The 24795-nt window shown below is 72.2% G+C and carries 14 protein-coding genes; 12 read left to right on the top strand and 2 right to left on the bottom strand.

What is annotated here, in order from left to right; genetic code table 11:
* The first annotated feature begins 34 nt into the window (after positions 1-34).
* The 10 genes from ACZ6I1_RS14880 (at position 35) to ACZ6I1_RS14835 (ending at position 20238) form a co-directional block, all read left to right on the top strand.
* Complete coding sequence (locus ACZ6I1_RS14880) at positions 35-10672, top strand: type I polyketide synthase (RefSeq protein WP_469287129.1); 10638 nt, start codon at positions 35-37, stop codon at positions 10670-10672.
* 14 nt (positions 10673-10686) lie between these two features.
* Entirely contained in the window at positions 10687-11463 is a 777-nt protein-coding gene (locus tag ACZ6I1_RS14875) for an arylamine N-acetyltransferase (RefSeq protein WP_469287127.1), read from the top strand.
* Positions 11464-11550: 87 nt separating this feature from the next.
* Positions 11551-12894, top strand: coding sequence for an NAD(P)/FAD-dependent oxidoreductase (locus tag ACZ6I1_RS14870; RefSeq protein WP_469287125.1), 1344 nt, complete (start codon positions 11551-11553; stop codon positions 12892-12894).
* A 6-nt stretch (positions 12895-12900) separates the two neighbouring features.
* Positions 12901-13974, top strand: a complete 1074-nt coding sequence (locus ACZ6I1_RS14865; RefSeq protein WP_469287122.1) for a 3-dehydroquinate synthase family protein — start codon at positions 12901-12903, stop codon at positions 13972-13974.
* Positions 13971-15275, top strand: a complete 1305-nt coding sequence (locus tag ACZ6I1_RS14860) for a 3-deoxy-7-phosphoheptulonate synthase (protein ID WP_469287120.1) — start codon at positions 13971-13973, stop codon at positions 15273-15275. Before ACZ6I1_RS14865 ends, ACZ6I1_RS14860 begins: the two co-directional genes overlap by 4 nt.
* Entirely contained in the window at positions 15272-16084 is an 813-nt protein-coding gene (locus tag ACZ6I1_RS14855; protein WP_469287118.1) for a shikimate dehydrogenase family protein, read from the top strand. The genes ACZ6I1_RS14860 and ACZ6I1_RS14855 overlap by 4 nt, the downstream gene beginning before the upstream one ends.
* A gap of 229 nt (positions 16085-16313) precedes the next feature.
* Positions 16314-17474 carry a DegT/DnrJ/EryC1/StrS family aminotransferase gene (locus ACZ6I1_RS14850; protein ID WP_469287116.1) on the top strand — a complete coding sequence of 387 codons (1161 nt, stop codon included), beginning with the start codon at positions 16314-16316 and terminating at the stop codon, positions 17472-17474.
* The gene (locus tag ACZ6I1_RS14845; RefSeq protein ID WP_469287114.1) at positions 17471-18547 is read left to right on the top strand and encodes a Gfo/Idh/MocA family protein; all 1077 of its coding nucleotides are present in this window, start codon (positions 17471-17473) and stop codon (positions 18545-18547) included. The genes ACZ6I1_RS14850 and ACZ6I1_RS14845 overlap by 4 nt, the downstream gene beginning before the upstream one ends.
* 84 nt (positions 18548-18631) lie before the next feature.
* Positions 18632-19324, top strand: coding sequence for an HAD-IA family hydrolase (locus tag ACZ6I1_RS14840; protein WP_469287112.1), 693 nt, complete (start codon positions 18632-18634; stop codon positions 19322-19324).
* A 14-nt stretch (positions 19325-19338) separates the two neighbouring features.
* Entirely contained in the window at positions 19339-20238 is a 900-nt protein-coding gene (locus tag ACZ6I1_RS14835) for an ROK family protein (RefSeq protein ID WP_469287110.1), read from the top strand.
* 45 nt (positions 20239-20283) lie between these two features.
* On the opposite strand, the gene mhpA is transcribed toward ACZ6I1_RS14835, so the two are convergent.
* Positions 20284-21924, bottom strand: a complete 1641-nt coding sequence (mhpA, locus tag ACZ6I1_RS14830) for a bifunctional 3-(3-hydroxy-phenyl)propionate/3-hydroxycinnamic acid hydroxylase MhpA (protein ID WP_469287109.1) — start codon at positions 21922-21924, stop codon at positions 20284-20286.
* Between the two features lie 410 nt (positions 21925-22334).
* Between mhpA and ACZ6I1_RS14825 the strand changes: the two genes are divergently transcribed.
* Positions 22335-23081, top strand: a complete 747-nt coding sequence (locus tag ACZ6I1_RS14825; protein ID WP_469287107.1) for a class I SAM-dependent methyltransferase — start codon at positions 22335-22337, stop codon at positions 23079-23081.
* Positions 23082-23218: 137 nt separating this feature from the next.
* Positions 23219-24469 carry a cytochrome P450 family protein gene (locus ACZ6I1_RS14820; RefSeq protein ID WP_469287105.1) on the top strand — a complete coding sequence of 417 codons (1251 nt, stop codon included), beginning with the start codon at positions 23219-23221 and terminating at the stop codon, positions 24467-24469.
* 7 nt (positions 24470-24476) lie between these two features.
* Here the strand turns inward: ACZ6I1_RS14820 and ACZ6I1_RS14815 are convergent, their stop codons facing one another.
* Complete coding sequence (locus ACZ6I1_RS14815; RefSeq protein ID WP_469287103.1) at positions 24477-24674, bottom strand: ferredoxin; 198 nt, start codon at positions 24672-24674, stop codon at positions 24477-24479.
* Between the last annotated feature and the right edge of the window lie 121 nt (positions 24675-24795).

Genomic DNA, 24795 nt, shown 5'->3' with positions numbered 1-24795 from the left:
TGCGGTTCCATCAAACCTTCGTAAGGACTAAAGAATGGCCACGGACGAAAAACTCCTCAAGTACCTCAAGCGCGTCACGACCGAGTTGCACACCCTGCGTCAGCAGGGCTCGCGCCACGCTGACGAGCCGATCGCGATCGTCGGCATGGCGTGCCGGTTCCCGGGCGGCGTGACGGGGCCGGAGGACTTGTGGCGCTTGGTGTCCGAGGGCCGCGACGCGATGTCGTCCTTCCCCGAAGACCGTGGCTGGGACCTGGAGGGGCTGTTCGACCCGGACCCCGACCACGCGGGTACGTCCTCCACCGATCAGGGCGGATTCCTTCAGGGTGCGGGGCTGTTCGACGCGGGGTTCTTCGGGATCTCGCCGCGCGAAGCGATCGTGATGGATCCGCAGCAGCGGCTGCTGCTGGAAACCTCCTGGGAGGCGCTGGAAGGCGCCGGCATCGACCCCGTCTCCCTGAAGGGCACCGACGTCGGAGTGTTCTCCGGGGTGTTCACCCAGGGCTACGGGGCCGGCGTCGGTGCCATTCCGCCGGAGCTGGAGGGCTTCGCGGGCACCGGCGGAGCATCGAGCGTGGCCTCGGGCCGCGTGTCGTACGTACTGGGCCTGGAAGGCCCGGCCGTCACCGTCGACACCGCCTGTTCCTCCTCGCTGGTGACGATGCACCTCGCCGCGCAGGCACTGCGGCAGGGCGAGTGCTCCATGGCGCTCGCCGGCGGCGCGACGGTGATGGCCACGCCCGGCACCTTCGTGGCCTTCTCCCGGCAGCGGGTGCTGGCCGGCGACGGACGCTGCAGGGCGTTCGCGGACGGCGCGGACGGCACCGGCTGGGCCGAAGGCGTCGGCGTGGTCGTCCTCGAGCGGCTGTCCGTGGCGCGCGAGCGCGGCCACCAGGTGCTGGCCGTACTGCGGAGCAGCGCCGTCAACCAGGACGGCGCCTCCAACGGCCTGACCGCCCCGAACGGTCCCTCGCAGCAGCGCGTCATCCGCAAGGCGCTGGCCAACGCCGGACTGGTCCCGGCGGACGTCGACATCGTCGAGGCCCACGGCACCGGTACGGCCCTCGGCGACCCCATCGAGGCGCAGGCGCTGCTCGCGACGTACGGCCAGGGCCGGGAGCCGGAGCGGCCGCTGTGGCTGGGCTCCCTGAAGTCGAACATCGGTCACACGCAGGCCGCCGCGGGCGTGGCCGGCGTGATCAAGATGGTGCAGGCGATACGGCACGGCGTCATGCCGCCCACACTGCACGTGGAGAAGCCCACCACCCAGGTGGACTGGTCCGAGGGCGCGGTGGAGCTGCTGACCGAGGCCCGGGAGTGGCCGGACAGCGGCCGCCCGCGCCGCGCCGGCGTGTCCTCGTTCGGCGTCAGCGGCACGAACGCGCACGTGATCCTGGAGGAAGCCCCGGCCGAGGAGTCGGAGCCCGCCTCCGAAGAGCAGGCTCCCGCCGGGGTCGTACCGCTGGTGGTGTCGGCGCGCAGCGCCGGTTCGCTCGCGGGTCAGGCCGGACGCCTGGCGTCGTACGTGGAATCCGCCGCCGGCGGGGTGTCCCTGGCGGGCCTCGGCGGGGCGCTGCTGTCGGGCCGTGCGCTGCTGGGTGAACGCGCGGTGGTCCTCGCCGGTTCGGACGAGGAGGCCCTGTACGGGCTGCGGGCGCTGGAGCGCGGCGAGAACGCGCCCGGCGTGGTGACCGGCAGCGCGGCCGGCTCGGCGGCGCCGGGCAAGGTCGTGTGGGTGTTCCCCGGCCAGGGCTCGCAGCGCGTGGGCATGGGCCAGGAGCTGTACGACCGGTACCCGGTGTTCGCGAAGGCGTTCGACGAGGCGTGTGAGCAGCTGGACGCGCATCTGGCCGGGTGGATCGACCACCCGGTACGGGACGTGGTCCTGGGCAAGGTGAACGGCAGCGCCGAACTCCTCAACCAGACGGTGTTCACGCAGGCGGGCCTCTTCGCCGTGGAGAGCGCCCTGTTCCGGCTGGTCGAGTCCTGGGGTGTGCGGCCCGACGTCGTCATCGGGCACTCGATCGGCGAGATCACCGCGGCCTACGCGGCGGGCGCGCTGTCGCTCCAGGACGCGGCGCGCGTGGTCGCGGCCCGCGGCCGGCTGATGCAGGCGCTGCCGCCGGGCGGGGCGATGGTCGCGGTGGCGGCCACCGAGGAAGAAGTCGCCGGGCTGCTCGGTGAGGGCGTGGAGATCGCGGCGGTCAACGGCCCGTCCTCCGTCGTGCTCTCCGGTGAGGAGGAGGTGGTCCTCGCCGCCGCCGACCGGATGCGGGAGCGCGGACACAAGACGAAGCGGCTGGCGGTCTCGCACGCGTTCCATTCGCTGCGGATGGAGCCGATGCTCGCCGAGTTCGCCGCCGAGCTGGCCGACGTCGCCTGGCAGACGCCGGTCATTCCGGTGGTCTCCAACGTGACCGGGCGGCTGGCCGCGCCCGGTGAGCTCGCCGACCCGCAGTACTGGGCCGGACACGTGCGCCGGCCCGTGCGGTTCGCCGAAGGGATCGCCGCCGCCGTCGAGTACGGCGGCACCCTGTTCGTGGAGATGGGCCCCGGCGCGGCCCTCACCGGCCTCGTGGAGGAGACGGCCGGCGCCGCGGACACCGACGTCACCTGCATCGCCGCCCTGCGCGACGGCCGCCCGGGGGAGCAGACGCTGCTGGCCTCCATGGCCGAGCTGTTCGTCCGCGGCGTGGCCGTGGACTGGAGCGGCGTACTGCCGCAGGCGGCGGGACCCGCGTGGGCGGACCTGCCGACCTATGCCTTCGACCACCGGCACTACTGGCTCGAGCCGGCCGCGCAGGCCACCGACGCCGCGTCGCTGGGGCAGGCCACCGCCGACCACCCGCTGCTGGGCGCGGTGGTGCGCCTGCCGCAGTCCGACGGGCTGGTGTTCACCTCCCGCCTGTCGCTGCGCACGCACCCCTGGCTGGCCGACCACAGGGTCGGCGGCGTGGTGCTCGTCGCGGGCACCGGGCTGGTGGAGCTGGCCGTGCGCGCCGGCGACGAGGTCGGATGCGGTGTCCTGGAAGAGCTGGTGATCGAGGCGCCGCTGGTGGTGCCCGAGCAGGGCGGCGTACGGGTACTGGTCGCGGTCGGCGCCGCGGGTGCGAACGGCTCGCGCACCGTCGACGTGTACTCCCAGCGCGAGGACGTCGCCGGCGAGGCCGGCGAGGACGTGTGGGCGCGGCACGCCACCGGCATGCTGTCCGCCACCGGTCAGGCCGGCGGCAGCGCCGCCGGATTCGACTTCACCGCCTGGCCCCCGCCGGGTGCCCAGCCGGTCGAGGTCGGGGACTTCTATGCCGGCCTGGTCGAGAGCGGCTACGGCTACGGCCCGGTCTTCCAGGGCCTGCGGGCGGTGTGGCGGCGCGGCGAGGAACTCTTCGCCGAGGCGGCCCTGCCCGAGGAGCAGCGCAAGGACGCCGCCCGCTACGGCCTCCACCCGGCGCTGCTGGACGCGGCCCTGCACACCGGCATGTTCGGCGCGGCAACCGCCACGGCGGCCGAGGACGCCGGGAAGCCGGTCCTGCCCTTCGCGTGGAACGGGCTGGAACTGCACGCCGCGGGTGCCACGGCACTGCGGGTGCGCATGGCGCCCGGCGGTCCCGGCGCCGTCTCGCTGGTCGCGGCCGACGAGGCCGGCGGCCTGGTCGTCACGCTGGACTCGCTGGTGTCCCGGCCGGTGTCCACCGAGCAGTTGGAGACGGCGGCGGACACCGCGACCGCCAACTCGCTGTTCCAGGTGGAATGGACCGAGCCGGCCGCGGCGCAGGGCGTGCAGGAGTCGCCGTCGTGGGTGACGGTGACCACCGCCGCCGACGTGGAGGCTCTCGCCGACAGCGCGGAAGCCCCGGCGGTGGCGCTGCTGGACGCGGTCGGCGGCGACGGCGAAGACGCCGTACTGGCCCTGTCCTCCCGCGTGTTGGGTGTGGTCCAGGCATGGCTGTCCGCCTCGGGGCTGGAGGAGTCGCGGCTGGTCGTGGTGACCCGCGGTGCGGTGCCCGCCGGTGACGGCGCGGTGAGCGACCCGGCCGGTTCGGCGGTGTGGGGTCTGGTGCGTGCCGCGCAGGCCGAGAACCCCGACCGGATCGTCCTGGCCGACGCCGACCCGGCCTGCGCCGACGGCATCGAAACCGTTCTGGGCGCGGTACTGGCCTGCGACGAGCCGCAGGTGGCGGTGCGCGCAGCGGCCCTCACCGTCCCCCGGCTCGCCCGCACCGCCGCTCAGGCGTCCGAGGTCCCGGCGGTCTTCGGACCGGACGGCACGGTCCTGGTCACGGGCGCCGGCTCGCTGGGTGCGCTCGTCGCCCGGCACCTGGTCTCGCGGCACGGCGTACGCAGCCTGGTGCTGGCCAGCCGTCGCGGTGCGGACGCCGAGGGCATGGAGAACCTGGTCGCCGAGCTGACCGGGCAGGGTGCCGCCGTGTCGGTGGCGGCCTGTGACGTGTCCGATCGCGCCCAGGTCGAGGCTCTGCTGGCCTCGGTCCCGGCCGAGCAGCCCCTGACCGGAGTCGTGCACACCGCCGGTGTGCTGGACGACGGTGTGATCGCCGCGCAGACGCCCGAGCGGCTGGCGAAGGTGTTCGCTCCGAAGGTGGACGCCGTACGGCACCTGGACGAGCTGACCCGTGGCCTGGACCTCGACGCGTTCGTCGTGTTCTCGTCCGCCTCGGGCGTGTTCGGATCCGCCGGCCAGGGCAACTACGGCGCCGCGAACGCCTTCCTCGACGGCCTGGTGGCCGGCCGCCGGGCTGCCGGGCTGCCGGGTCTCTCGCTGGCCTGGGGCCTGTGGGAGCAGATCAACGGCATGACCGCCCACCTCAGCGGAGCCGACCAGGCCCGTATGAGCCGCGGTGGTGTGCAGGCGATCTCCGCCACCGAGGGCATGGACCTGTTCGATGCCGCTGTGGCGTCCGGCCAGGCGCTGGTGGTGCCGGTCAAGCTGGACCTGCGCAGCGTACGGGCCGACGCGGCGGCCGGTGCCGGCGTCCCGCCCCTGATGCGCGGCCTGGTACGAGTGGGCCGGCAGCTCGCGCGGACGGCGTCCGCCGGGGACGGCGGGCTGGTCCGCCGCCTGGCCGGGCTCGGCGCGGCAGAGCAGGAGGCACTGCTCCTCGACCTGGTGCGTGCCCAGGTCGCGCTCGTGCTCGGGCACACCGGGCCCGGCGGTGTCGGAGCGGAAACGGCGTTCAAGGACGCCGGGTTCGACTCGCTCATCTCGGTGGAACTGCGCAACCGGCTCCGCGAGGAGACCGGTCTCAAGCTTCCCGCCACCCTCGTCTTCGACTACCCGACCCCGCTCGCGCTCGCCCGCTACCTGCGGGACGAGCTCGGCGACACGGTGGCGAGCACCCCCGCCCCGGCCACGGCCGCCGTCGCGGACCCCGAAGAACCCATCGCGATCGTCGGCATGGCGTGCCGCCTGCCGGGCGGAGTGACGGATCCCGACGGCCTGTGGCAGCTGGTGTCCGAAGGCCGTGAGGGCATGTCGTCCTTCCCCGACGACCGCGGCTGGGACCTGGACGGCCTGTTCGACTCCGACCCCGACAGCTCGGGTACCTCGTACACCAGTCAGGGCGGCTTCCTGGAGGGAGCGGGGCTCTTCGACCCGGCGTTCTTCGGGATCTCGCCGCGTGAGGCCCTCGCCATGGACCCCCAGCAGCGCGTGCTGCTGGAGGCCTCCTGGGAGGCCATGGAGCAGGCCGGGATCGACCCGGCCACGCTGAAGGGCACCGACGTCGGAGTGTTCTCCGGTGTCTCCAGCCAGGGCTACGGGGCCGGCGCCGGCGAGGCGCCGGAGCTGGAGGGCTTCGCGGCGACGGCGTCCGCGGCAAGCGTGGCATCCGGCCGCGTCTCGTACGTCTTCGGTTTCGAAGGCCCGGCCGTCACCATCGACACCGCCTGTTCCTCCTCGCTCGTGGCCATGCACCTCGCGGCGCAGGCACTGCGGCAGGGCGAATGCTCCATGGCGCTCGCCGGCGGCGCGACGGTCATGGCGTCCCCCGGCACCTTCGTGGAGTTCTCCCGCCAGCGCGGCCTGGCCGCTGACGGGCGCTGCAAGTCCTACGCCGACGGCGCCGACGGCACCGGCTGGGCCGAGGGCGTCGGCATCGTGGCGCTGGAACGCCTGTCGGTGGCGCGCGAGCGCGGCCACCGCGTCCTGGCGGTGCTGCGGGGCAGCGCCGTCAACCAGGACGGCGCGTCGAACGGCCTGACCGCCCCGAACGGCCCGTCGCAGCAGCGGGTGATCCGCCGGGCGCTGGACAGCGCGGGCCTCACCCCGGCCGATGTGGACGTGGTCGAGGGCCACGGCACGGGTACGGCCCTGGGCGACCCGATCGAGGCGCAGGCGCTGCTCGCCACGTACGGGCGGGACCGGGACCCGGAGCAGCCGCTCTGGCTGGGCTCGTTGAAGTCGAACATCGGTCACTCGCAGGCCGCGGCCGGTGTGGCCAGCGTGATCAAGATGGTGCAGGCGCTGCGCCACGGCGTCATGCCCCCGACGCTGCACGTGGACGAGCCGACGAGTCAGGTCGACTGGTCGGCGGGCGCGGTGGAACTGCTGACCGAGGCCCGGGAATGGCCGCGGAACGGCCGCCCGCGCCGGGCCGGTGTCTCCTCGTTCGGTATCAGCGGAACGAACGCGCACCTGATCCTGGAGGAGGCCCCGCAGGAGGCGGAGTCCGCGACGGCGGAGCCGGCGCCTTCGGGTGTCGTCCCGCTGGTGGTGTCGGCGCGCAGCGCCGCGTCCCTGGCCGGTCAGGCCGGCCGGCTGGCGGCGTTCCTCGAGGACACCGACGAGGTGTCCCTGGCGGACATGGCGGGGGCGCTGGTATCGGGCCGTGCCGTCTTCGGCGAGCGCGCGGTCATCGTCGCCGACTCCGACCAGGAGGCCCTGGCCGGGCTGGAAGCGCTGGCCCGGGGCGAGGACGCGCCCGGCGTCGTATCCGGCGCCACCGGTTCGGGTACGCCGGGCAAGGTCGTGTGGGTGTTCCCGGGCCAGGGCTCCCAGTGGGCGGGCATGGGTCGTGAACTCCTCGACTCTTCGCCGGTCTTCGCGGAGCGCATCGCGGAGTGTGCGGCTGCGCTGGAGCCGTGGGTGGACTGGTCGCTGATCGACGTCCTGCGCGGTGACACCGAGCCCGAGCTGATGGAGCGGGTCGACGTACTCCAGCCCGCGAGCTTCGCCGTGATGGTCGGCCTGGCAGCGGTGTGGCAGTCCGTGGGCGTCAAGCCGGACGCGGTGCTCGGCCACTCCCAGGGCGAGATCGCCGCCGCGTGCGTGGCCGGAGCCCTCTCGCTGGAGGACGCGGCGCGCGTGGTCGCGCTGCGCAGCCAGGTCATCGCCTCGGAGCTCGCCGGACGCGGTGGCATGGCCTCCGTCGCACTGAGCGCCGAAGAAGCGGTCGCGCGGATCCAGCCGTGGGCCGACCGCGTCGAGGTGGCCGCCGTCAACGGCCCGTCGTCGGTGGTCATCGCCGGTGACGCCGAGGCCTTGGACGAGGCCCTGGAGGCCCTGTCGGGCGAAGGCGTCCGCGTACGCCGCGTCGCGGTGGACTACGCCTCGCACACCCGGCACGTCGAGGACATCCACGACGCGCTCGCCGAGGAACTGGCCGGGGTCGGCGCGCAGGCGCCGAAGGTCCCCTTCTACTCGACCGTCACCGGGGCCTGGATCCAGGACGCCGGCGTACTCGACGCCGGCTACTGGTACCGGAACCTGCGTGCGCAGGTCGGCTTCGGCCCGGCCGTGACCGCTCTGCTGGGCCAGGGCCACGGCGTGTTCGTCGAGGTCAGCGCCCACCCGGTGCTGGTCCAGCCGATCACCGAGACCGTCGACGCCGCCGGTACCGAGGCCCTGGTGACGGGCTCGCTGCGGCGCGAGGACGGCGGCCCGCGCCGGCTCCTCGCCTCGATGGCCGAGCTGTTCGTCCGCGGCGTGGCCGTGGACTGGAGCGGTGTCCTGCCGCAGGGGGCGGCCTCCCGGCGCGTGGACCTGCCGACCTACGCCTTCGACCACCAGCACTACTGGCTCAAGCCGGCCGGGCAGCCCACCGACGCGGCCTCGCTGGGCCTCGCCGGGGCCGATCACCCGATGCTCGGCGCGGTGGTGCAGCTGCCGCACTCCGACGGGTTCATCTTCACCTCCCGCCTGTCGCTGCGGACACACCCGTGGCTCGCCGACCACCGCGTGCGCGGCGTGGTGCTGGTCCCGGGTACCGGGCTCGTGGAGCTCGCCGTGCGCGCCGGTGACGAAGCCGGGTGCGGTGTGCTGGAAGAGCTGGTCATCGAGGCGCCGCTGGTGGTGCCCGAGCACGGCGGCGTGCGCGTCCAGGTCGTGGTGGGCGGCCCGGGTGAGACCGGCTCGCGCACCGTGGACGTCTACTCCCAGCGTGAGGACGCCAGTGGCGAGGGCGGCGCGGACGCGTGGACCCGGCACGCCACCGGCATGCTGGCCGTCACCGTCCGGGCGAACGGCAGCGGCTCCGGATTCGACTTCGCCGCCTGGCCCCCGGCCGACGCACGGCAGGTGGACATCAGCAGCGGCTACGGCCGGCTCGCCGAGGTCGGGTACGGGTACGGCCCCGCGTTCAAGGGCGTACAGGCGGTATGGCGCCGGGGCGAGGAACTCTTCGCCGAGGTCGCCCTGCCCGAGGACCACCGCAAGGAAGCCGACCGGTTCGGCATCCACCCCGCGCTGCTGGACGCGGCCCTGCACTCGGCCATGCTGACCGCTGCCGCGGCGGCCGCCGACGGCAACGCGGACGGCGGGGACGACGACCAGGAACTGCAGCTGCCGTTCGCATGGAACGGGCTCGAGCTGCACGCGGCCGGTGCCTCGGTGCTGCGCGTGCGCATCGCACGCAACGAGGACGACGCGATGTCGTTCCAGGCGGCGGACGAGGCCGGCGGCCTCGTCGTCACGATGGACTCGCTCGTGGGCCGCGTGGTGTCCACCGAGCAGCTGGAGACGGCCGCGGCCACGGCAGGCGCCGACGCGCTGTTCCACGTGCAGTGGAACGAACTGCCCCTGACCCGGCGGACGGAGCCTTCGCCGTCGTGGGTGGCCGTGGCCACCGCGGAACAGGTGGCGACGCTGGCCGACGACGTGGAAACGGGCGCAGCGGCCCCCGCGCTGGCCGTCATGGAAGCCATCGGCACCAGCGCCGGCGATGAGGACGCGGTACTGGGCCTCGCCTGCCGGGTGCTCGACGTCGTGCAGTGCTGGCTGGCCGGAACCGGGCTGGAGGAGTCGCGGCTGGTCGTCGCGACCCGGGGCGCGGTGCCCGCCGGTGACGGTGCGGTCAGCGACCCCGCCGGTTCGGCGGTGTGGGGTCTGGTCCGTGCCGCCCAGGCGGAGAACCCCGACCGGATCATCCTGCTGGACACCGACCCCGCCGCCGAAGGCGACCTGGAACAGGTGCTGGCAGCGGTGCTGGCCAGCGGCGAACCGCAGATCGCCGTGCGCGGAACGACCCTGTCCGTACCCCGGCTCGCCCGGGTCGCCGACCAAGCCCCCGACGCTCCGGCCGTGTTCGGGCCGGAGGGCACCGTCCTCGTCTCGGGAGCCGGTTCGCTGGGCGGCCTGGTGGCACGCCACCTGGTCGCACGGCACGGGGTCCGGCACCTGCTGCTGGCCAGCCGCCGCGGTCCCGACGCCGAGGGCATGGCCGAACTCGTCGCCGACCTCACCGAACAGGGCGCTGCCGTGTCCGCGGTCGCCTGCGACGTGTCCGACCGCGGCCAGGTCGAGGCCCTGCTGGCCTCCGTGCCGGCCGAGCACCGCCTGACCGGTGTCGTGCACACCGCCGGTGTCACGGACGACGGCGTGATCGGGATGCTGACCCCGGAGCGCCTGGCGAGGGTGTTCGCGCCGAAGGTCGACGCGGTACGCCACCTCGACGAGCTGACCCGCGGCCTCGACCTCGACGCCTTCATCGTCTACTCGTCCGTCTCGGCCGTCTTCATGGGCGCCGGCAGCGGCAGCTACGCGGCGGCGAACGCCTTCCTGGACGGGCTGATGGCCGACCGCCGGGCCGCCGGCCTGCCGGGTCTCTCACTGGCCTGGGGCCTGTGGGAGCAGAGCAACGGCATGGCGGAACACATCGACGACCTCACCAGGAACCGCATGAACCGGCGCGGCGGCCTGCTGCCGATCACCCCGGCGGAGGGCATGGAACTCTTCGACGCCGCTTCCGGATCGAGTCACGCACAACTGGTACCGGCCAAGCTGGACCTGCGGACCCTGCGCACCCAGGCCGCGGCCGGCGGGGGAGTCCCGCACCTGCTGCGCGGCCTGGTACGGGCAGGACGGCAGCTGGTACAGGCGGCGGGCACCGGTGAGGATCCCCGCCGGCTGACCGAACGGCTCGCCGGACTGACCGCCCCCGAGCAGGCGCAGGTCCTGCTGGACCTGGTACGGGCCCAGGTGGCCGCCGTCCTGGGATACAGCCCGACGTACCACTTCGACGCGGACCAGGGGCTCTTCGAGATCGGCTTCGACTCCCTGACCGCCATCGAACTCCGCAACCGGCTCCGCAACATCACCGAGACGAAGCTCTCCCCGAACCTCGTCTTCGACTACCCGACGCCCGGACTGCTCGCCGGGTACCTGCACGAGCTGATGTGCGGCGACCAGGCCGCACACCCCGTAGCGATCTCCGTCTGAAAGAAGGTGATGACATGTTCGACGTGAACAGGTACCTCCGGCGCATCGGCTGCGAGGGCGAAACCGGTGTGGACATCGCGACGTTGCGCAAGCTCCACAAGAGCCACCTCATGGCACTTCCGTACAACAGCTTCGCCTACGACCTCAGCGACGGAGTGGCCATCGTCGACCTCGACGAGGACGCCCTGTTCGAGAAGACCGTCATCGACGGGCAGGGCGGCGCGTGTTACCACCTGAACCGGATGTTCCACAGGCTGCTCCGCGAGCTGGGCTACGACGTCACGCTGATCGCGGGCAGCACCGCCCTGGGCTGGGACACCTTCGGGCTCGGCGTGGAGCACATGTTCAACCGCGTGGCCCTGGACGGCGACGAATGGCTCGTGGACGTCGGCTACCCCGGCCCCTCCTACACGGAGCCGCTGCTGGTCACCGACGCGGTGCAGTCCCAGTACGGCAGCCAGTTCCGGCTGGTCGACCAGGGTTCCGAGATCGCTCTGCAGCGCCGCGGAGCGGTCACCCGGTGGAGCGTCGTCTACACCTTCACCACGAAAGCCCGGGAATGGGACGACTGGAAGGAACTGGAAGACAGCTTCCGCGGCATCCTGTCGGACCCGGAAAAACACGACGACAAAGAAGTCCTGTGCGGTCGGACCCTCGAGAACGGTCAGGTCGTCATGAAACAGCGACGGTACCTGACGGTCCGCGACGGCCGCGAACAGGTGCGCACGATCATGGATGACGACGAGCACCGGATGCTGATCACCGGCATTCTGTCCGGCCCGCTCGGCTGACATCCCCGCAACTCCCACCCCCCACACGTACCACCGCTCAGCACGAATGACATTCGAACGAGTCGGAACACGAAAGGGAGAACGACGATGGAAAGAGAAACGGCTGACGTAGTTGTGATCGGCGGAGGACCTGCCGGCGCGGTGAGTGCCCTGGTGCTCGCCCGGCAGGGACACTCCGTGGTGCTGCTCGAGAAGGACGAGTTCCCCCGCTTCCACATAGGCGAGTCCCTGCTGCCGTACATGATGGGCCTGTTCGAGCAGATCGGCCTGCGCGAGGCAGTGGAGGCCCAGGGGTACGTCCCCAAGTTCGGCGGCGAGTTCATCGACCCCACCGAGACGAAGTTCTTCGAGGGCGTCTTCCGCGCGGACTTCACCAAGCAGGGCGAGGGCCGGCACCAAAGTGCATTCCAGGTCGAACGCGCCAAGTTCGACAAAATGCTCACCGAACAGGCTGCGTCAGCCGGGGCGAAGGTCCTCTTCGGGGCGAACGTCACCGAGCTGCTCATGGACGGCGACCGCATGGTGGGCGTCCGCTACCAGCGCGAGGGCCAGGACCACGAGGTGCGGTCGGCCTACGTCGTCGACGCGAGCGGTCGGGCGGGCCGGATCGCCCACCGCTTCGGGCTCCGCAAGACCCTCGAGAAGCTCCGCATGGTGGCCGTGTACCGGCACTACGAGGGACTCGACGAGAGCCACAACCTCGGTGTCGAGGGGGACATCCAGGTCGGCGCCCACGACGACGGCTGGGTCTGGGCGATCCCGCTGTCCAAGGACGCCATCAGCGTGGGCACCGTCATGCCGCGCGACGTGCTGCGCGGGACGACGTCCGAGAAGGCGTTCGAGGAGCACGTGGCCAGGATCCCGCGGATCACCGCGCGCCTGACCGGTACCCGCCCCACCACCGACCTCAAGGTCGAAACCGACTACTGCTACCACTCGGACACCGTCACCGGTCCCGGCTGGGCCATGGTCGGAGACGCCGGCTGTTTCGGTGACCCCATGTTCTCCGGCGGCGTGCTGGTGGCAACCGCCACCGCCGTCCGCGCGGCCGAGACGATCGGGGCGGCGCTGGCCGATCCCGCGTCCGAGGCCCGCCTGTTCGAAACCTATTCCAACTTCTTCAAGACCGGTTACGACACCTACATCCGGCTCATCCACGCCTACTACGAGGGCGAGCTGGTGTCGGTGGCGGCCGACGCCGCCCGCTCCACGGCGCGGGAAGCCCTGGAGAAGTACGTGATCCGCCTGATCGGCGGCGACTTCTGGAGTGAGCACAACCCCATGGCACAAGAGATGCGGAGGCGGACCGAGTGGGACACGTTCGCGCCGTTCAAGCGCGTGTACGGCTGCCCGGCCTACCCCCAGCTGGACGCATTCGACCGTAAGGAGCGGGCCGCGGCGCGCGTCTACCGGGCGACGGCAGGTCGGTAGGACGTGATGGCTTCCATTCCTCTGCGGCTCAAAGACCATGCGTACGACGTGCTCATCGGCCCGGGGGTGCGCACCTCGCTCGCCGAGATCATCCAACGGCTGGGCGCCAGACGGGCCGTCGTCGTGTCTGCCCGCCCGGAGGAATGGGTGCCCGAGACCGGTGTCGAGACCCTGCTGCTGCCGGCCCGGGACGGCGAACAGGACAAGACCCTCGCCACGGTGGAGGCGCTGTGCGGTGAGTTCGTACGCTTCGGGCTCACCCGGTCCGACGTCGTCGTCTCCTGCGGAGGCGGCACGACCACCGACGTGGTCGGGCTGGCGGCGGCGCTCTACCACCGGGGCGTCCCCGTGATCCACCTGCCCACCACGCTGCTCGCGCAGGTGGACGCCAGCGTCGGCGGGAAGACGGCGGTGAACCTGCCGGCCGGCAAGAACCTGGTCGGCACGTACTGGCAGCCCAGCGCGGTGCTGTGCGACACCGACTACCTGTCCACCCTGCCGCGCCGGGAAATGCTGAACGGACTCGGCGAGATCGCCCGCTGCCACTTCATCGGCGCACCGGACCTGCGCGGACTGCCACTGGAGGAGCAGATCACCGCCAGCGTGACCCTCAAGGCCGGCATCGTGGAACAGGACGAGCGGGACACCGGACTGCGGCACCTGCTCAACTACGGCCACACGCTGGGCCACGCCCTGGAGAAGGCCACCGGCTTCGCGCTGCGCCACGGCGAGGCGGTGGCCATCGGGACGGTCTTCGCGGGCCGGCTCGCAGGCGCCCTGGGCCGTATCGGCGAGGCACGGGTGGAGGAGCACCTGGACGTCGTCCGGTATTACGGCCTCCCCACGGCCCTGCCCCTCGAGACCGAACCCGCCGCCCTCATCGATCTGATGCGGCACGACAAGAAGGCGATGACCGGACTCGGATTCGTTCTGGACGGCCCGAAGGGCGCGGAACTGGTGAGCGACGTGCCCCCACAGGTGGTCGCGCGGGTCCTTGACCGGATGCCCCGAGCACGGACGGCCGACCTCGTCGGCGCCGCCGCGCCCGGAGCCTCCACGACCGATGTGGTGCAGAAATGACGCGTGTGACGCAGTGGCCGGCCGATCTCGACGGATCGGCCGGTGCCGCCCTCCCGGCGGACCGCCTGCTGTTCGGCAGGCTGGAGGAAGCGCTGGCCAGGCCTGCCGCGCAGCAGCCGGCCTGGCCGGACCCGCAACGGGCCAGAGACGCGGTGGAATCGCTGAGCCGGGCCGAGCCCATCGTGGCGCAGGCCGAGACGGCACGGCTGAGCGGCCGCCTCGCCGCGGTCGCGCGCGGGGAGGCCTTCCTGCTCCAGGGCGGCGACTGCGCCGAGACCTTCGCCGGGAACACCGGTGCCCACCTGCGGGCCAACCTGCGCACGCTCGTGGACATGGCCGCGGTGCTCGCCCGCGGCACCGGACTCCCCGTCGTCAAGATCGCCCGGATGGCCGGCCAGTACGCCAAGCCCCGCTCCCAGGCGGTCGACGCACAGGGCCTGCCCGTCTACCGCGGCGACATGGTCAACTCCGTCGAGCCCACGCTCGCGGCCCGGACGCCCGATCCCCACCGGATGCTGCGGGCCTACGCCGACGCCGCGGGTGCGATGGCGCTGGTCCGTTCCTTCGACGAGGTCTACGTCAGCCACGAGGCGCTCCTGCTCGACTACGAGAAGTCCCTGCTGCGGGTGGACGCCACGGGGCCCGAACGCCGGCTGTCCAGCGGGCTGGGGCACTTCCTGTGGATCGGTGAGCGCACCCGTCAGCTCGACGGCGCGCACATCGCGTTCGCGGAACTGCTCTCCAACCCGATCGGCCTCAAGATCGGTCCGGGCACCAGCCCCGAGACGGCCGCCGCGTACGTGCGCCGGCTCGACCCGCACCACGAACCCGGCCGGCTGACCCTGGTCAGCCGCATGGGGCACACACAGGTCCGTGACGTCCTGCCGGCGATCGTGGAGAAGGTCACCGCGACCGGTCACCAGGTGATCTGGCAGTGCGACCCGATGCACGGCAACACCTTCACCTCGGCCAACGGGTACAAGACGCGCGACGTCCGGCACATAGCCGACGAGATCGCCGGATTCTTCGAAGTCCACCGGCGGCTGGGCACCCACCCCGGCGGCATCCACGTCGAGGTGACCGGAGATGACGTCACGGAATGCCTCGGAGGTCCTTCGGGAGGAGTGACCGAAGCCGACCTGCCGGCCCGCTACCGCACGGCCTGCGATCCCCGCCTCAACGCGGAGCAGTCGATACAACTCGCCTACGGCGTCGCCCGGTTGTCGGCACGCGGCGCCCTCGGCAGCGAGGCGCACATCGAGGCGCACATCGACGCGGACGCCAAGGCGGCGCTGCGATGACCGGACGCGCTCACGGCATCCCCATCACGGGCACCACCCGTCTGTACGCCGTCCTGGGGGACCCCGTCGCCCAGGTCCAGGCACCCGCGCTGATGCGTCCGATCTTCGCGAGCCTGCAGATCGACGCGGTGGTCGTCCCGGTGCACGCCCGCCCGGAGAACCTCGAGCACGTCGTGCGCGGGCTGCAGCGGGTGGAGAACCTCGACGGCATGTTCATCACCGTTCCCCACAAGGTCGCCGTCCGCCGGCTGGCCGACCGCTGCGGCCCGACCGTGGACATCGTCGGAAGCGCCAATGTGATGCGCCGGGAAGCCGACGGCAGCTGGCTCGCCGAGAACTTCGACGGCTCGGGCTTCGTGTCGGGCCTCCTCGGCGCCGGGCACGACCCTCGCGGCCGCCGTGCGGCGCTCGTCGGCGCCGGCGGGGCGGGCAGTGCCATCGCCGCCGCGCTCCTGACGGCCGGTGCCGACCGGCTGGCGGTGTACGACTGCGACGCCGCGAAACTCGGCGCCCTGGTCGCCCGCCTGGACGCGCACTGGCCGGGCCGGGTGTGCGCCCTGGACGAACCGCGCCTGCGGGACGTCGACATCGCCGTGAACGCCACACCGCTCGGCATGCACGGGGGAGATCCGTTCCCGTTCCCCTTGGACTCGCTGCCGGCGGACACCGTGGTGGCCGACATCGTCATGAAACCCCGTGAGACGCGGCTCCTCCGTGCAGCGGCCGCACTGGGACATCCCGTCCACCACGGCATTCACATGCTCGAGGGGCAACTGAATTCCTATCGAGTTTTCTTCGATCTGCGCTGAATTACCCGTGCGACTACCGAATCTAGGGGTGCGGGGCCTCGGGTAGAACCTCTACATTGGACCCGTAATTCAACTCTTTCTGACTGCACATGACGCTGCACGGGGCGGAGTGTGCGCCTCTTCCGCGATCTCGACGTCACGTGCTCGTGCGCGCGCGTATTTCTCTGTGGCACGCTGCCCCGCCCGCTTCGCACCTCGCGTCGAGTCAGATCCATTTCTTTGGAGAAACATGAACGTGCGACAGGCGCCGGAATTCCCCCAGTGGCCTCAGTTTGACGAGAACGAGCGCGAAGGGCTGGTCCGCGCACTCGAGCAGGGCCAGTGGTGGCGGATGGGCGGAACCGAAGTCGACTCCTTCGAGCAGGAGTTCGCCGAGCACCACGGTGCCGCCCACGCCCTCGCGGTCACGAACGGAACCCACGCACTGGAACTCGCCCTCCAGGTCATGGGCGTCGGTCCGGGCTCCGAGGTCATCGTCCCGGCCTTCACCTTCATCTCGTCCTCCCAGGCGGCGCAGCGGCTCGGCGCGGTCGCGGTCCCGGTGGACGTGGACCCGGACACCTACTCCATCGACGTGGCATCGGCCGCCGCCGCCGTGACCTCGCGGACCCGGGCGATCATGCCGGTGCACATGGCGGGCTTCCTGGCGGACATGGACGCCCTCGGCAAGCTCTCCGCCGACACGGGCGTCCCGCTGCTCCAGGACGCCGCGCACGCCCACGGCGCCCGCTGGCAGGGCAAGCGGGTCGGCGAGCTCGGTTCGGTCGCCGCGTTCAGTTTCCAGAACGGCAAGCTGATGACCGCCGGCGAAGGCGGCGCCGTCCTCTTCCCGGACTCGGCGATGTACGAGAACGCCTTCCTGCGGCACAGCTGCGGACGGCCCCGCACCGACCGCCGCTACCGCCATGCGATCGCCGGCTCGAACCTGCGCCTCAACGAGTTCTCCGCCGCGGTGCTGCGGGCGCAGCTGCGCCGCCTCGACGGCCAGATAGCGGTCCGCCACGAGCGCTGGGCCCTGCTCTCCAAGCTCCTCGAGTCGATCGACGGAGTGGTCCCGCAGCGGGGCGACGAGCGCACCGACGTCCCCTCGCACTACATGGCGATGTTCCGTGTCCCCGGCCTGGCGGAGGACGACCGCAACGCCCTCGTGGACCGTCTCGTGGAGGCCGGCCTGCCGGCGTTCGCAGGGTTCCGCGCGATCTACCGCACCGACGCCTTCTGGGAGATCGGCGCACCCGACGCCACCCCGGACGAGCTCGCCGAGCGCTGCCCCCACTCCGAGGCCATCAGCCAGGACTGCATCTGGCTGCACCACCGCACGCTGCTCGCGAGCGAGGAAGACATGCACCGCACCGCCGAGATCATCGCCGACGCGGTGAGCACCGCATGAGCGTCCGGGTGGCCATCGTCGGGCTCGGCTGGGCGGGACGGGAGCTCTGGCTCCCCCTGCTGCGCGAGCACGCCGACTTCGAGGTGGTGGCCGTCACCGACACCGAACCGGCCGCACGCGCCGCGTTCGACCGGACGCTGGGCATTCCCGTCCACCCGACGGTGGACGCGCTGACCCCCGGATCGGTCGACCTCGCCGTCGTCGCCGTACCCAACTTCCTGCACGCCGAAGTGGCCGCGGCCCTGCTCGGCAAGGGCATCTCCGTGTTCCTGGAGAAGCCGGTGTGCCTGACCTCCGACGAGGCCGACACCCTGGCAGCCGCGGAACGCGGCGGCGGCGCCATGCTGCTCGCAGGCAGCGCCGCCCCCTACCGCAGCGACGTGGGAGCCCTGGCGCAGCTGGTACCGGACCTCGGTCACGTCCGCCACGTGGACCTGTCCTGGGTCCGGGCGCGCGGAATCCCCAAGGCCGGCGGCTGGTTCACGCAGCGCAGCAAGGCCGGCGGCGGCGTGCTGTTCGACCTCGGATGGCACCTGCTCGACACGCTCGCCTCCCTGCTCGGCCCGTCCCGCTTCACCCAGGTCGTCGGCGTCACGGCGAACGACTTCGTGAACATCGGTTCCTGGAGCGCGGCATGGCGGCAGGACCAGCCCGCCGCCGACGCCGGCGGCGACGTCGAGGACACCGCCCGGGGCTTCTTCGTCCGCGAGGACGGCGTCTCCGTCGCCCTGCACGCCAGCTGGGCCTCGCACGAGGCCCGGGACGTGTCCACGATCCAGGTGGTGGGCAGCAACGGAACCGCCGAACTCAAGTGCACCTTCGGCTTCAGCCCCAACCGCCAGCCCCAGTCGGTGCTGACGCTGACCCGCGAGGGCACCACCACGTCCGTCCCGGTGCCCGACGAGCCGATCGGCAACGAGTACCGGCGCCAGCTGGACGGCCTCGCCGCCATCCTGGCCGATCCCGCCAACCGCGGCAGGTCCATCCGCGAGGCCCGTACGACGGTCCGCGTCATCGAGGACTTCTACGCGTCGGCGCGCTCCGTGCGCGCCCGCAGTGCCGTGCCCGCCTAGTGCCGTGACCACGGCACCAGTGCGGGAAAGCCGGTGCGATCACCGGCTCCATGAGAACGACCAGACGTACGGAATGGGCATCACATGACAGTCACAACGGTAGGGCGATCGCCGGCGGGGACGCTGCCGCCGGCCAGGCGCGCCGTGATCTTCGACCTGGACGGCGTCATCGTCGACAGTTTCGCGGTGATGGAGGAGGCGTTCGCCATCGCCTACAAGGAGGTCGTCGGTGACGGCCCGGCTCCGTTCGAGGAGTACCGGCGCCACCAGGGGCGCTACTTCCCGGACATCATGCGGATCATGGACCTCCCGCTGGAGATGGAGGAGCCGTTCGTCCGCGAGAGCTACCGGCTCGCGCCCCGCGTCCCGGTCTTCGACGGCATTTCCGAGCTGCTGCTGACCCTCCGCGCGCGGGGCTACAAGCTCGCGGTGGCCACCGGCAAGAGCGGGCCGCGGGCCCGCTCCCTGCTCGAAACGCTGGGCCTGCTGCCCTTCTTCGACCACGTCATCGGCTCGGACGAGGTCGCCAACCCGAAGCCCGCCCCGGACATCGTGGAGCACGCGCTGCACCTGCTGGGGATGCCGGCCGAGGCGGCCATCATGGTCGGTGACGCACCGACCGACCTCGCCAGCGCCAAGGGCGCCGGCGTGGCCTCGGCCGCCGCGCTGTGGGCCGAAGTGGACGACGAGGAGGAGCTCCTGGCAGCCCGGCCCGGCGCCGTCCTGCACCGCCCCGCCGACCTGCTGGCCCTGTGCCCTTCCGTGCCCCGCGGCTGAGGCCGTCCGAGACCGTGGAGCAGGCACATCACCTCGGTGTCGACATCGGGGGCACCAAGGTCGCCTTCCGGGTCGAGGCCGGCGCGGAGTGTGTCGAGGAGTCCTCGTTCCGCTGGGACCCGCGGCACAGCGCAGCCCGGGACCTGGCGCAACTCGCCCGGCACGTCGACGAGTTGCGCACCCGGCTGCAAGCGCCCCTGCGGGCGGTGGGCGTCGCGATGCCCGGGACGGCCGGACCCGACGGCCGGATCACGGCCTGGCCCAGCCGTCCCGAGTGGAACGGCCTCGCTCTGGACGAGTCGCTGCGTGCGCTGTTCCCCGAGGCGGCCGTGGCCTGGGCCGACGACGGCGACCTCGGCGCCCTCGCGGAGGCGGAGGCATCGGGCTGCGAGGACCTGCTCTACCTCGGGGTCGGCACCGGCATCGGCGGCGGCCTCGTCCTGCAGGGCGCACTCTGCCCCGGGCTCGGCCGCGGCTCGTTCGAGATCGGACACGTGATCGTCGACATGGACGGTGCGCGGTGCGTCTGCGGCCGCCGCGGATGCCTCCAGGCGATCGCCTCGGGACCGGCCACCCTGAGCCGCGCGGCCCGACTGCGCGGAGCGCCCGCCACCTTCGAGGAACTGCGGCGGGCGCTCGGCGACGCGGAGCCCTGGGCCGTCACCGCGGTCGACGGGACGTGCCGGGCCCTGGCCGCCGCGGTGTCCGGGGTCCAGGAACTGGTCCACCCGCGGCTGGTCCTGATCGGCGGCGGCTTCGCGGCCGGCATCCCCGGCCTCGTCGCCATGGTGTCGGACCGCCTCGCCGAGCTGGCCCGCCCCGGCCAGCCCCCGCTGCCGGTGGAACCGGCAGCGCTGGGCGGCCTGTCGTCGCTGCGCGGGGCGGTGTCGCTCGCCCGACTGGTCGCGTCCTGACCGACCCGTCGGACCCGACCCGTCGGACCCGCCCCGTCGGACCCGTCAGCCGGCCCGGTGCACCGCACCGGCCGGCACCGCGGCACGCAGCCGGTCCCGCAGGTCGTCGACCAGCGCTCCGGCGCCGCCCGGGCCGCTCGCGGCACCGAAGACGTGGTAGTCCGGACGGACGAGCAGGGACGTCGCCCCGTACCGCGCCAGGTACGGCACGTAGACGTCGTCCAGGTCCACCACACCGAGGACACCGGACGGGCCGCGGTCCTGCGGCGCCTGCCCGCGCGGCAGCAGCCGCACCACATGGGCCCCCAGCCCGGCCAGGAACGAGAGCCGCTCCTCGTCGAGCACGGTCTGCGGGTCTTCGGTGGTCAGCAGGACGAAACCGCGGCCGACGACCTCGTCGAAGAGCCCGCTGCCGCCCGTCCCGCCCACGCGCCCCTGCGGTACGACGGCACCCGCGGGCGGCTCGGCCGCCTCCGTGCCCGACGGCCGGTGCAACAGCCCGCCCGAGAGCGGCTTCGCCGGCTCCGGCCGGGCCGCCGGCCGGCCGCGCCGGTTGGCGAGCACCGTGGCATCCCGTTCGGCGGCCGCCGCCGGGTCCGTCACGCAGATCACCCGGCCCAGCTGGACCGAAGCCAAGATCGCCTCCTTGGCCTGCGCGCGGCGCTCCTCGGTGTAGCTGTCCAGCAGGGACTCGTCGGCGAGGCCGCGCAGCGTCAGGTCCAGCTTCCACGCCAGGTTGACGACGTCCCGGATGCCGGAGCACATGCCCTGCCCCGCGAAGGGCGGCATGAGGTGGGCCGCGTCGCCCGCCAGCAGGACGTGGCCCACGCGCCACTGATCCGCCCAACGGGCCTGGAATATGTACGTGGTGCTGCGCAGCAGGGTGGCCGTCTGCGGGGTGACGCCGAACGGCGCCAGCAGCCGCCAGGCCGTGTCGTCCCGGTTGAGCTCGGCCGCGCTCTCGCCCGGCAGCCGCATGAACTCCCAGCGCCGGCGCCCCGGTCCGCTGGCCACCACGGTGGTGGGCCTGGCCGGATCGCAGATCTGCACGTTGCTGGGGGTGAACTCGCGCGGCTCGTGCAGTTCGACGTCGCACAGCAGCCACTCGTAGGAGAACCCGAGGTCCGTGACGGAGACGTCGAGGTGGTCGCGCACGAAGCTGTTGGCGCCGTCGCAGCCCACGACCCACCTCGCGGAGAAGACCCGGGTCGATTCGTCGTCGGTGACCGCCGTCACCTCCACCCGGTCCGGGCCGTCGGTGATCCCCACGACCTCGTGCCCGCGCAGCACCGTGATGCCGGGGAGCGCCGCGACCCTGGCCGCGATCAGGTCCTCCAGGGCCGGCTGGTGCATCGTGTTGGCGTCCGGCCAGCCGTAGGGGCCGGCCGTGGTGAAGCCGATGTCCAGCAGGACCGCTCCGGCCGCGGTCTGCCACTGGTAGCCGTTCGCCGGCTCGGTGACCCCGCCGAGGTCCGGGCCGATCCCGGTGCCGGCCAGCAGCCGCGCGGTCTCCCCGTCGAAACTGGTCGCCCGGGGAAGCCGGTAGGGCCGGGGCCGGCGTTCGAGCACCGTCACCCGCCAGCCGCGCTGGGCGAGCAGCACCGAGAGCACGGCACCGATCGGCCCGTTGCCCACGATGACGACGTCCGTGTCCGTCGGATTCGCGTACGTGTCGTTCGTTCGCATGGTTGGCATCGTGCCCCTCGTCGCATGCCGTGGGCAGATCAGTGTGCACTTCGAAAAACGGCGTCAGGGAAGACTTCACAGGTCCGCGCTGTTTGAAGGCTGAATTCCGCCACGCTGGAAAATTGCCAGAATAATATTGCGGCACTTCGCGGCGTGTCAAGGAACGGGAATTACTACCAGGTTGAGGGATGTTCAGCCGGTCTTCCATGCCCTAAGGGCCCGCCGGATTCGCGTACGGCCTATCAGATCGGGGGATGTCCGCCCGGCGGTGCCTGTCCTAGCGTGTGGAAGGACAATGCAAGGCGCGCGGGCCACCGCTGCCGGGCTGAGAGCATTCCCGTGACCGACAATATGTCAGCGCGGCCGGATGCCGAAAATCATTCTCGTTGAACAATTCGCTGGAGGCTCGTGTGACCGGAAATCAGGTTTCCGTGGAAAATCTCGACCTGGACGCCTTTTACGAGAGCTACAAGGGAGAAACCCGCGTCGGCCCCCCGGCGCCGTGGGACATCGGCGGTCCGCAGCCGGTCCTGATCGCGCTGGAGGACGCGGGCGAGATCAGCGGTGACGTCCTCGACATCGGCTGCGGCCTCGGCGGCAACTCCATCTTCCTCGCCTCGCGCGGTCACAAGGTCACCGGCATCGACGCGGCGAAGACCGCCGTCCAGGAGGCCTCGAAGCGCGCCAAGGCCCAGGGGGTCGACGTGGAGTTCACCGTCGCCGACGCCACCAGCCTGGAGGGCTTCGAGGGCCGCTTCGACACCGTCGTGGACAGCGCGCTGTACCACTGCCTGAACGAGCAGGGCCAGCGCGACTACATCGCCGCGCTGCACCGTGCCACCAAGCCCGGTGCGAAGCTGCACCTGTGGGTCTTCGCCGCGGAGGCGCACGCGCCGTTCCCGACCGTGCAGCGGGTCACCGAGCAGAACCTCCGCGAGAACGTCGGTGAGAAGTTCGAGATCACCTCGCTGCACCTGGCCGAGTACGACACCACCCTCACCCACGAGGGGATCCGGGCGATGCTCGGCGTGAAGCCCGCCGAGGGCGCCCCCGACGCGCCGGTCGCCTTCGACCCGGCCTTCAAGTGGCCCGAGGAGGAGCTGGAGGGCGAGATCAAGGCCCCCGTCTGGCAGCTCACGGCCGTCCGCGCCGGCTAGCACCGCGGCAGCGACGCCGCTGCCAGCCCACCGGCCCGTCCCGCGCACGGGCTTCCACGCGGCCGGCTGCTCCTTCGGCAGCCGGCCGCGCGGCCGTCCCCCGGCCCCGCTCCGTCTTCGACACGAAGGGTAGATCCATGACCGCCACCGCCGAGAACCCGGCCGCCCAGGTCGACCTGTTTTCGCCGGACCTGGTAGCCGACCCGTTCGCCGGGCACGCGCGGATGCGCGAGCAGGCGCCGGTACTGACCGGCTCGATGATGGGCGGGCCGCCGATGTGGCTGGTCACCCGCTACGACGACGTGCGCCGGGTCCTCACCGACCCGCTGTTCCTCAACAACCCGGCCTCGGTGCCCGGCTCGGGCAGCCGGTTCACCGTCATGAAGAAGCTCGACATCCCCACCGACGTGGTCGACTACCTCTCCGGCAAGCTGATCGAAATCGACGGCGCCGACCACCTGAGGCTGCGCAGGCTGGTCTCCCGGGCGTTCACCGCCCGCCGCGTCGCCAGGCTGCGCCCGCGGGTCGAGGAGGTCACCGCGACCCTCCTCGACGCGATGGCCGAGGCGGGACGCGGCGGCGCCCCGGTCGACCTGATGGCGGCGTTCTGCTTCCCGCTGCCCGCCACCGTGATCTGCGAGCTGGTCGGGATCGACGAGGCCGACCGTGCGGACTGGTACCGGTGGGGGCGCGTCCTGATGGCGCCGCTGGAGCACGTCGAGAAGCTCCCGACCGTCTTCCGCCAGTGCGCGGACCACATGTTCGACGTGATCGCCAAGCGTCGCGCCGAGCCGCGTGACGACCTGATCACCGCACTGGTGCAGGCCCAGGAGGACGACGGCGACCGCCTCACCGACCGGGAGATGGTCAAGCTGGTCTTCGCCCTCGTGCTCGCCGGGCACGAGACGACGATGAACCTGATCGGCAACTCGGTGCTGGCCCTGCTCCAGAACCCGGACCAGCTCGCGCTGCTGCGCGAGGACCCGTCCCGGTGGCCGCAGGCGGTGCTTGAGCTCATGCGCCTGGGGCCCACCCAGTTCGGGAACCCCCGGTACCCGGCCGAGGACGTCGAGCTGGGCGGCGTGCGGATCCCGGCCGGCGCGCCGGTCCTGCCGCTGATCCTTTCCGCGAACACCGACCCCCGCCAGTTCGACGCTCCCGAGCGGATGGACATCGGCCGGGAGACCGGGACGGGCCACCTCGGGTTCGGACAGGGGGCCCACTACTGCCTCGGCGCGCCGCTGGCCCTCCAGGAGGCGGAGGTGGCGCTGCACGCGCTGTTCACCCGCTTCCCGGACCTGTCCCTCGCCGTGCCGCGGGAGGAGATCCCGTGGGTGCTGCGGACCGGGTTCACCGCGGTCGCCGAACTCCCGCTGCGGCTCGGCTGAGCACCGCTCATTCGGCCAGCGACAGCGCGCGGCTCGGGCAGAGGTAGACGGCCTCACGGGCCTTCTGCGCCAGGAGTTCGCCGTCGGGCTCGGCATTCAGCACCACGACCCTGCCGTCCACCTCGTTCTGGTCGAACAGGTCCGGCTCGGTGAACAGGCACTGGCCCGCACCGATGCACTTGTCGGTGTCCGCGGTGATCCTCATGGTGGTTGCCTCCTGCGGCAATGGCGGCCCGAGCGGTTCGGGGCGACCTATCAGGTCGGGGGATGTCCGGCCCGTCGCGCCTGTCCTACGCTCCTGAAAAGACAGGGGAAGTATCGGGGTC

It is taken from the genome of Streptomyces sp. NPDC046303, from assembly GCF_055588085.1.
The sequence above is the reverse complement of the archived record's forward strand: the minus strand, read 5'-3'. Positions and strand labels throughout refer to the sequence as shown.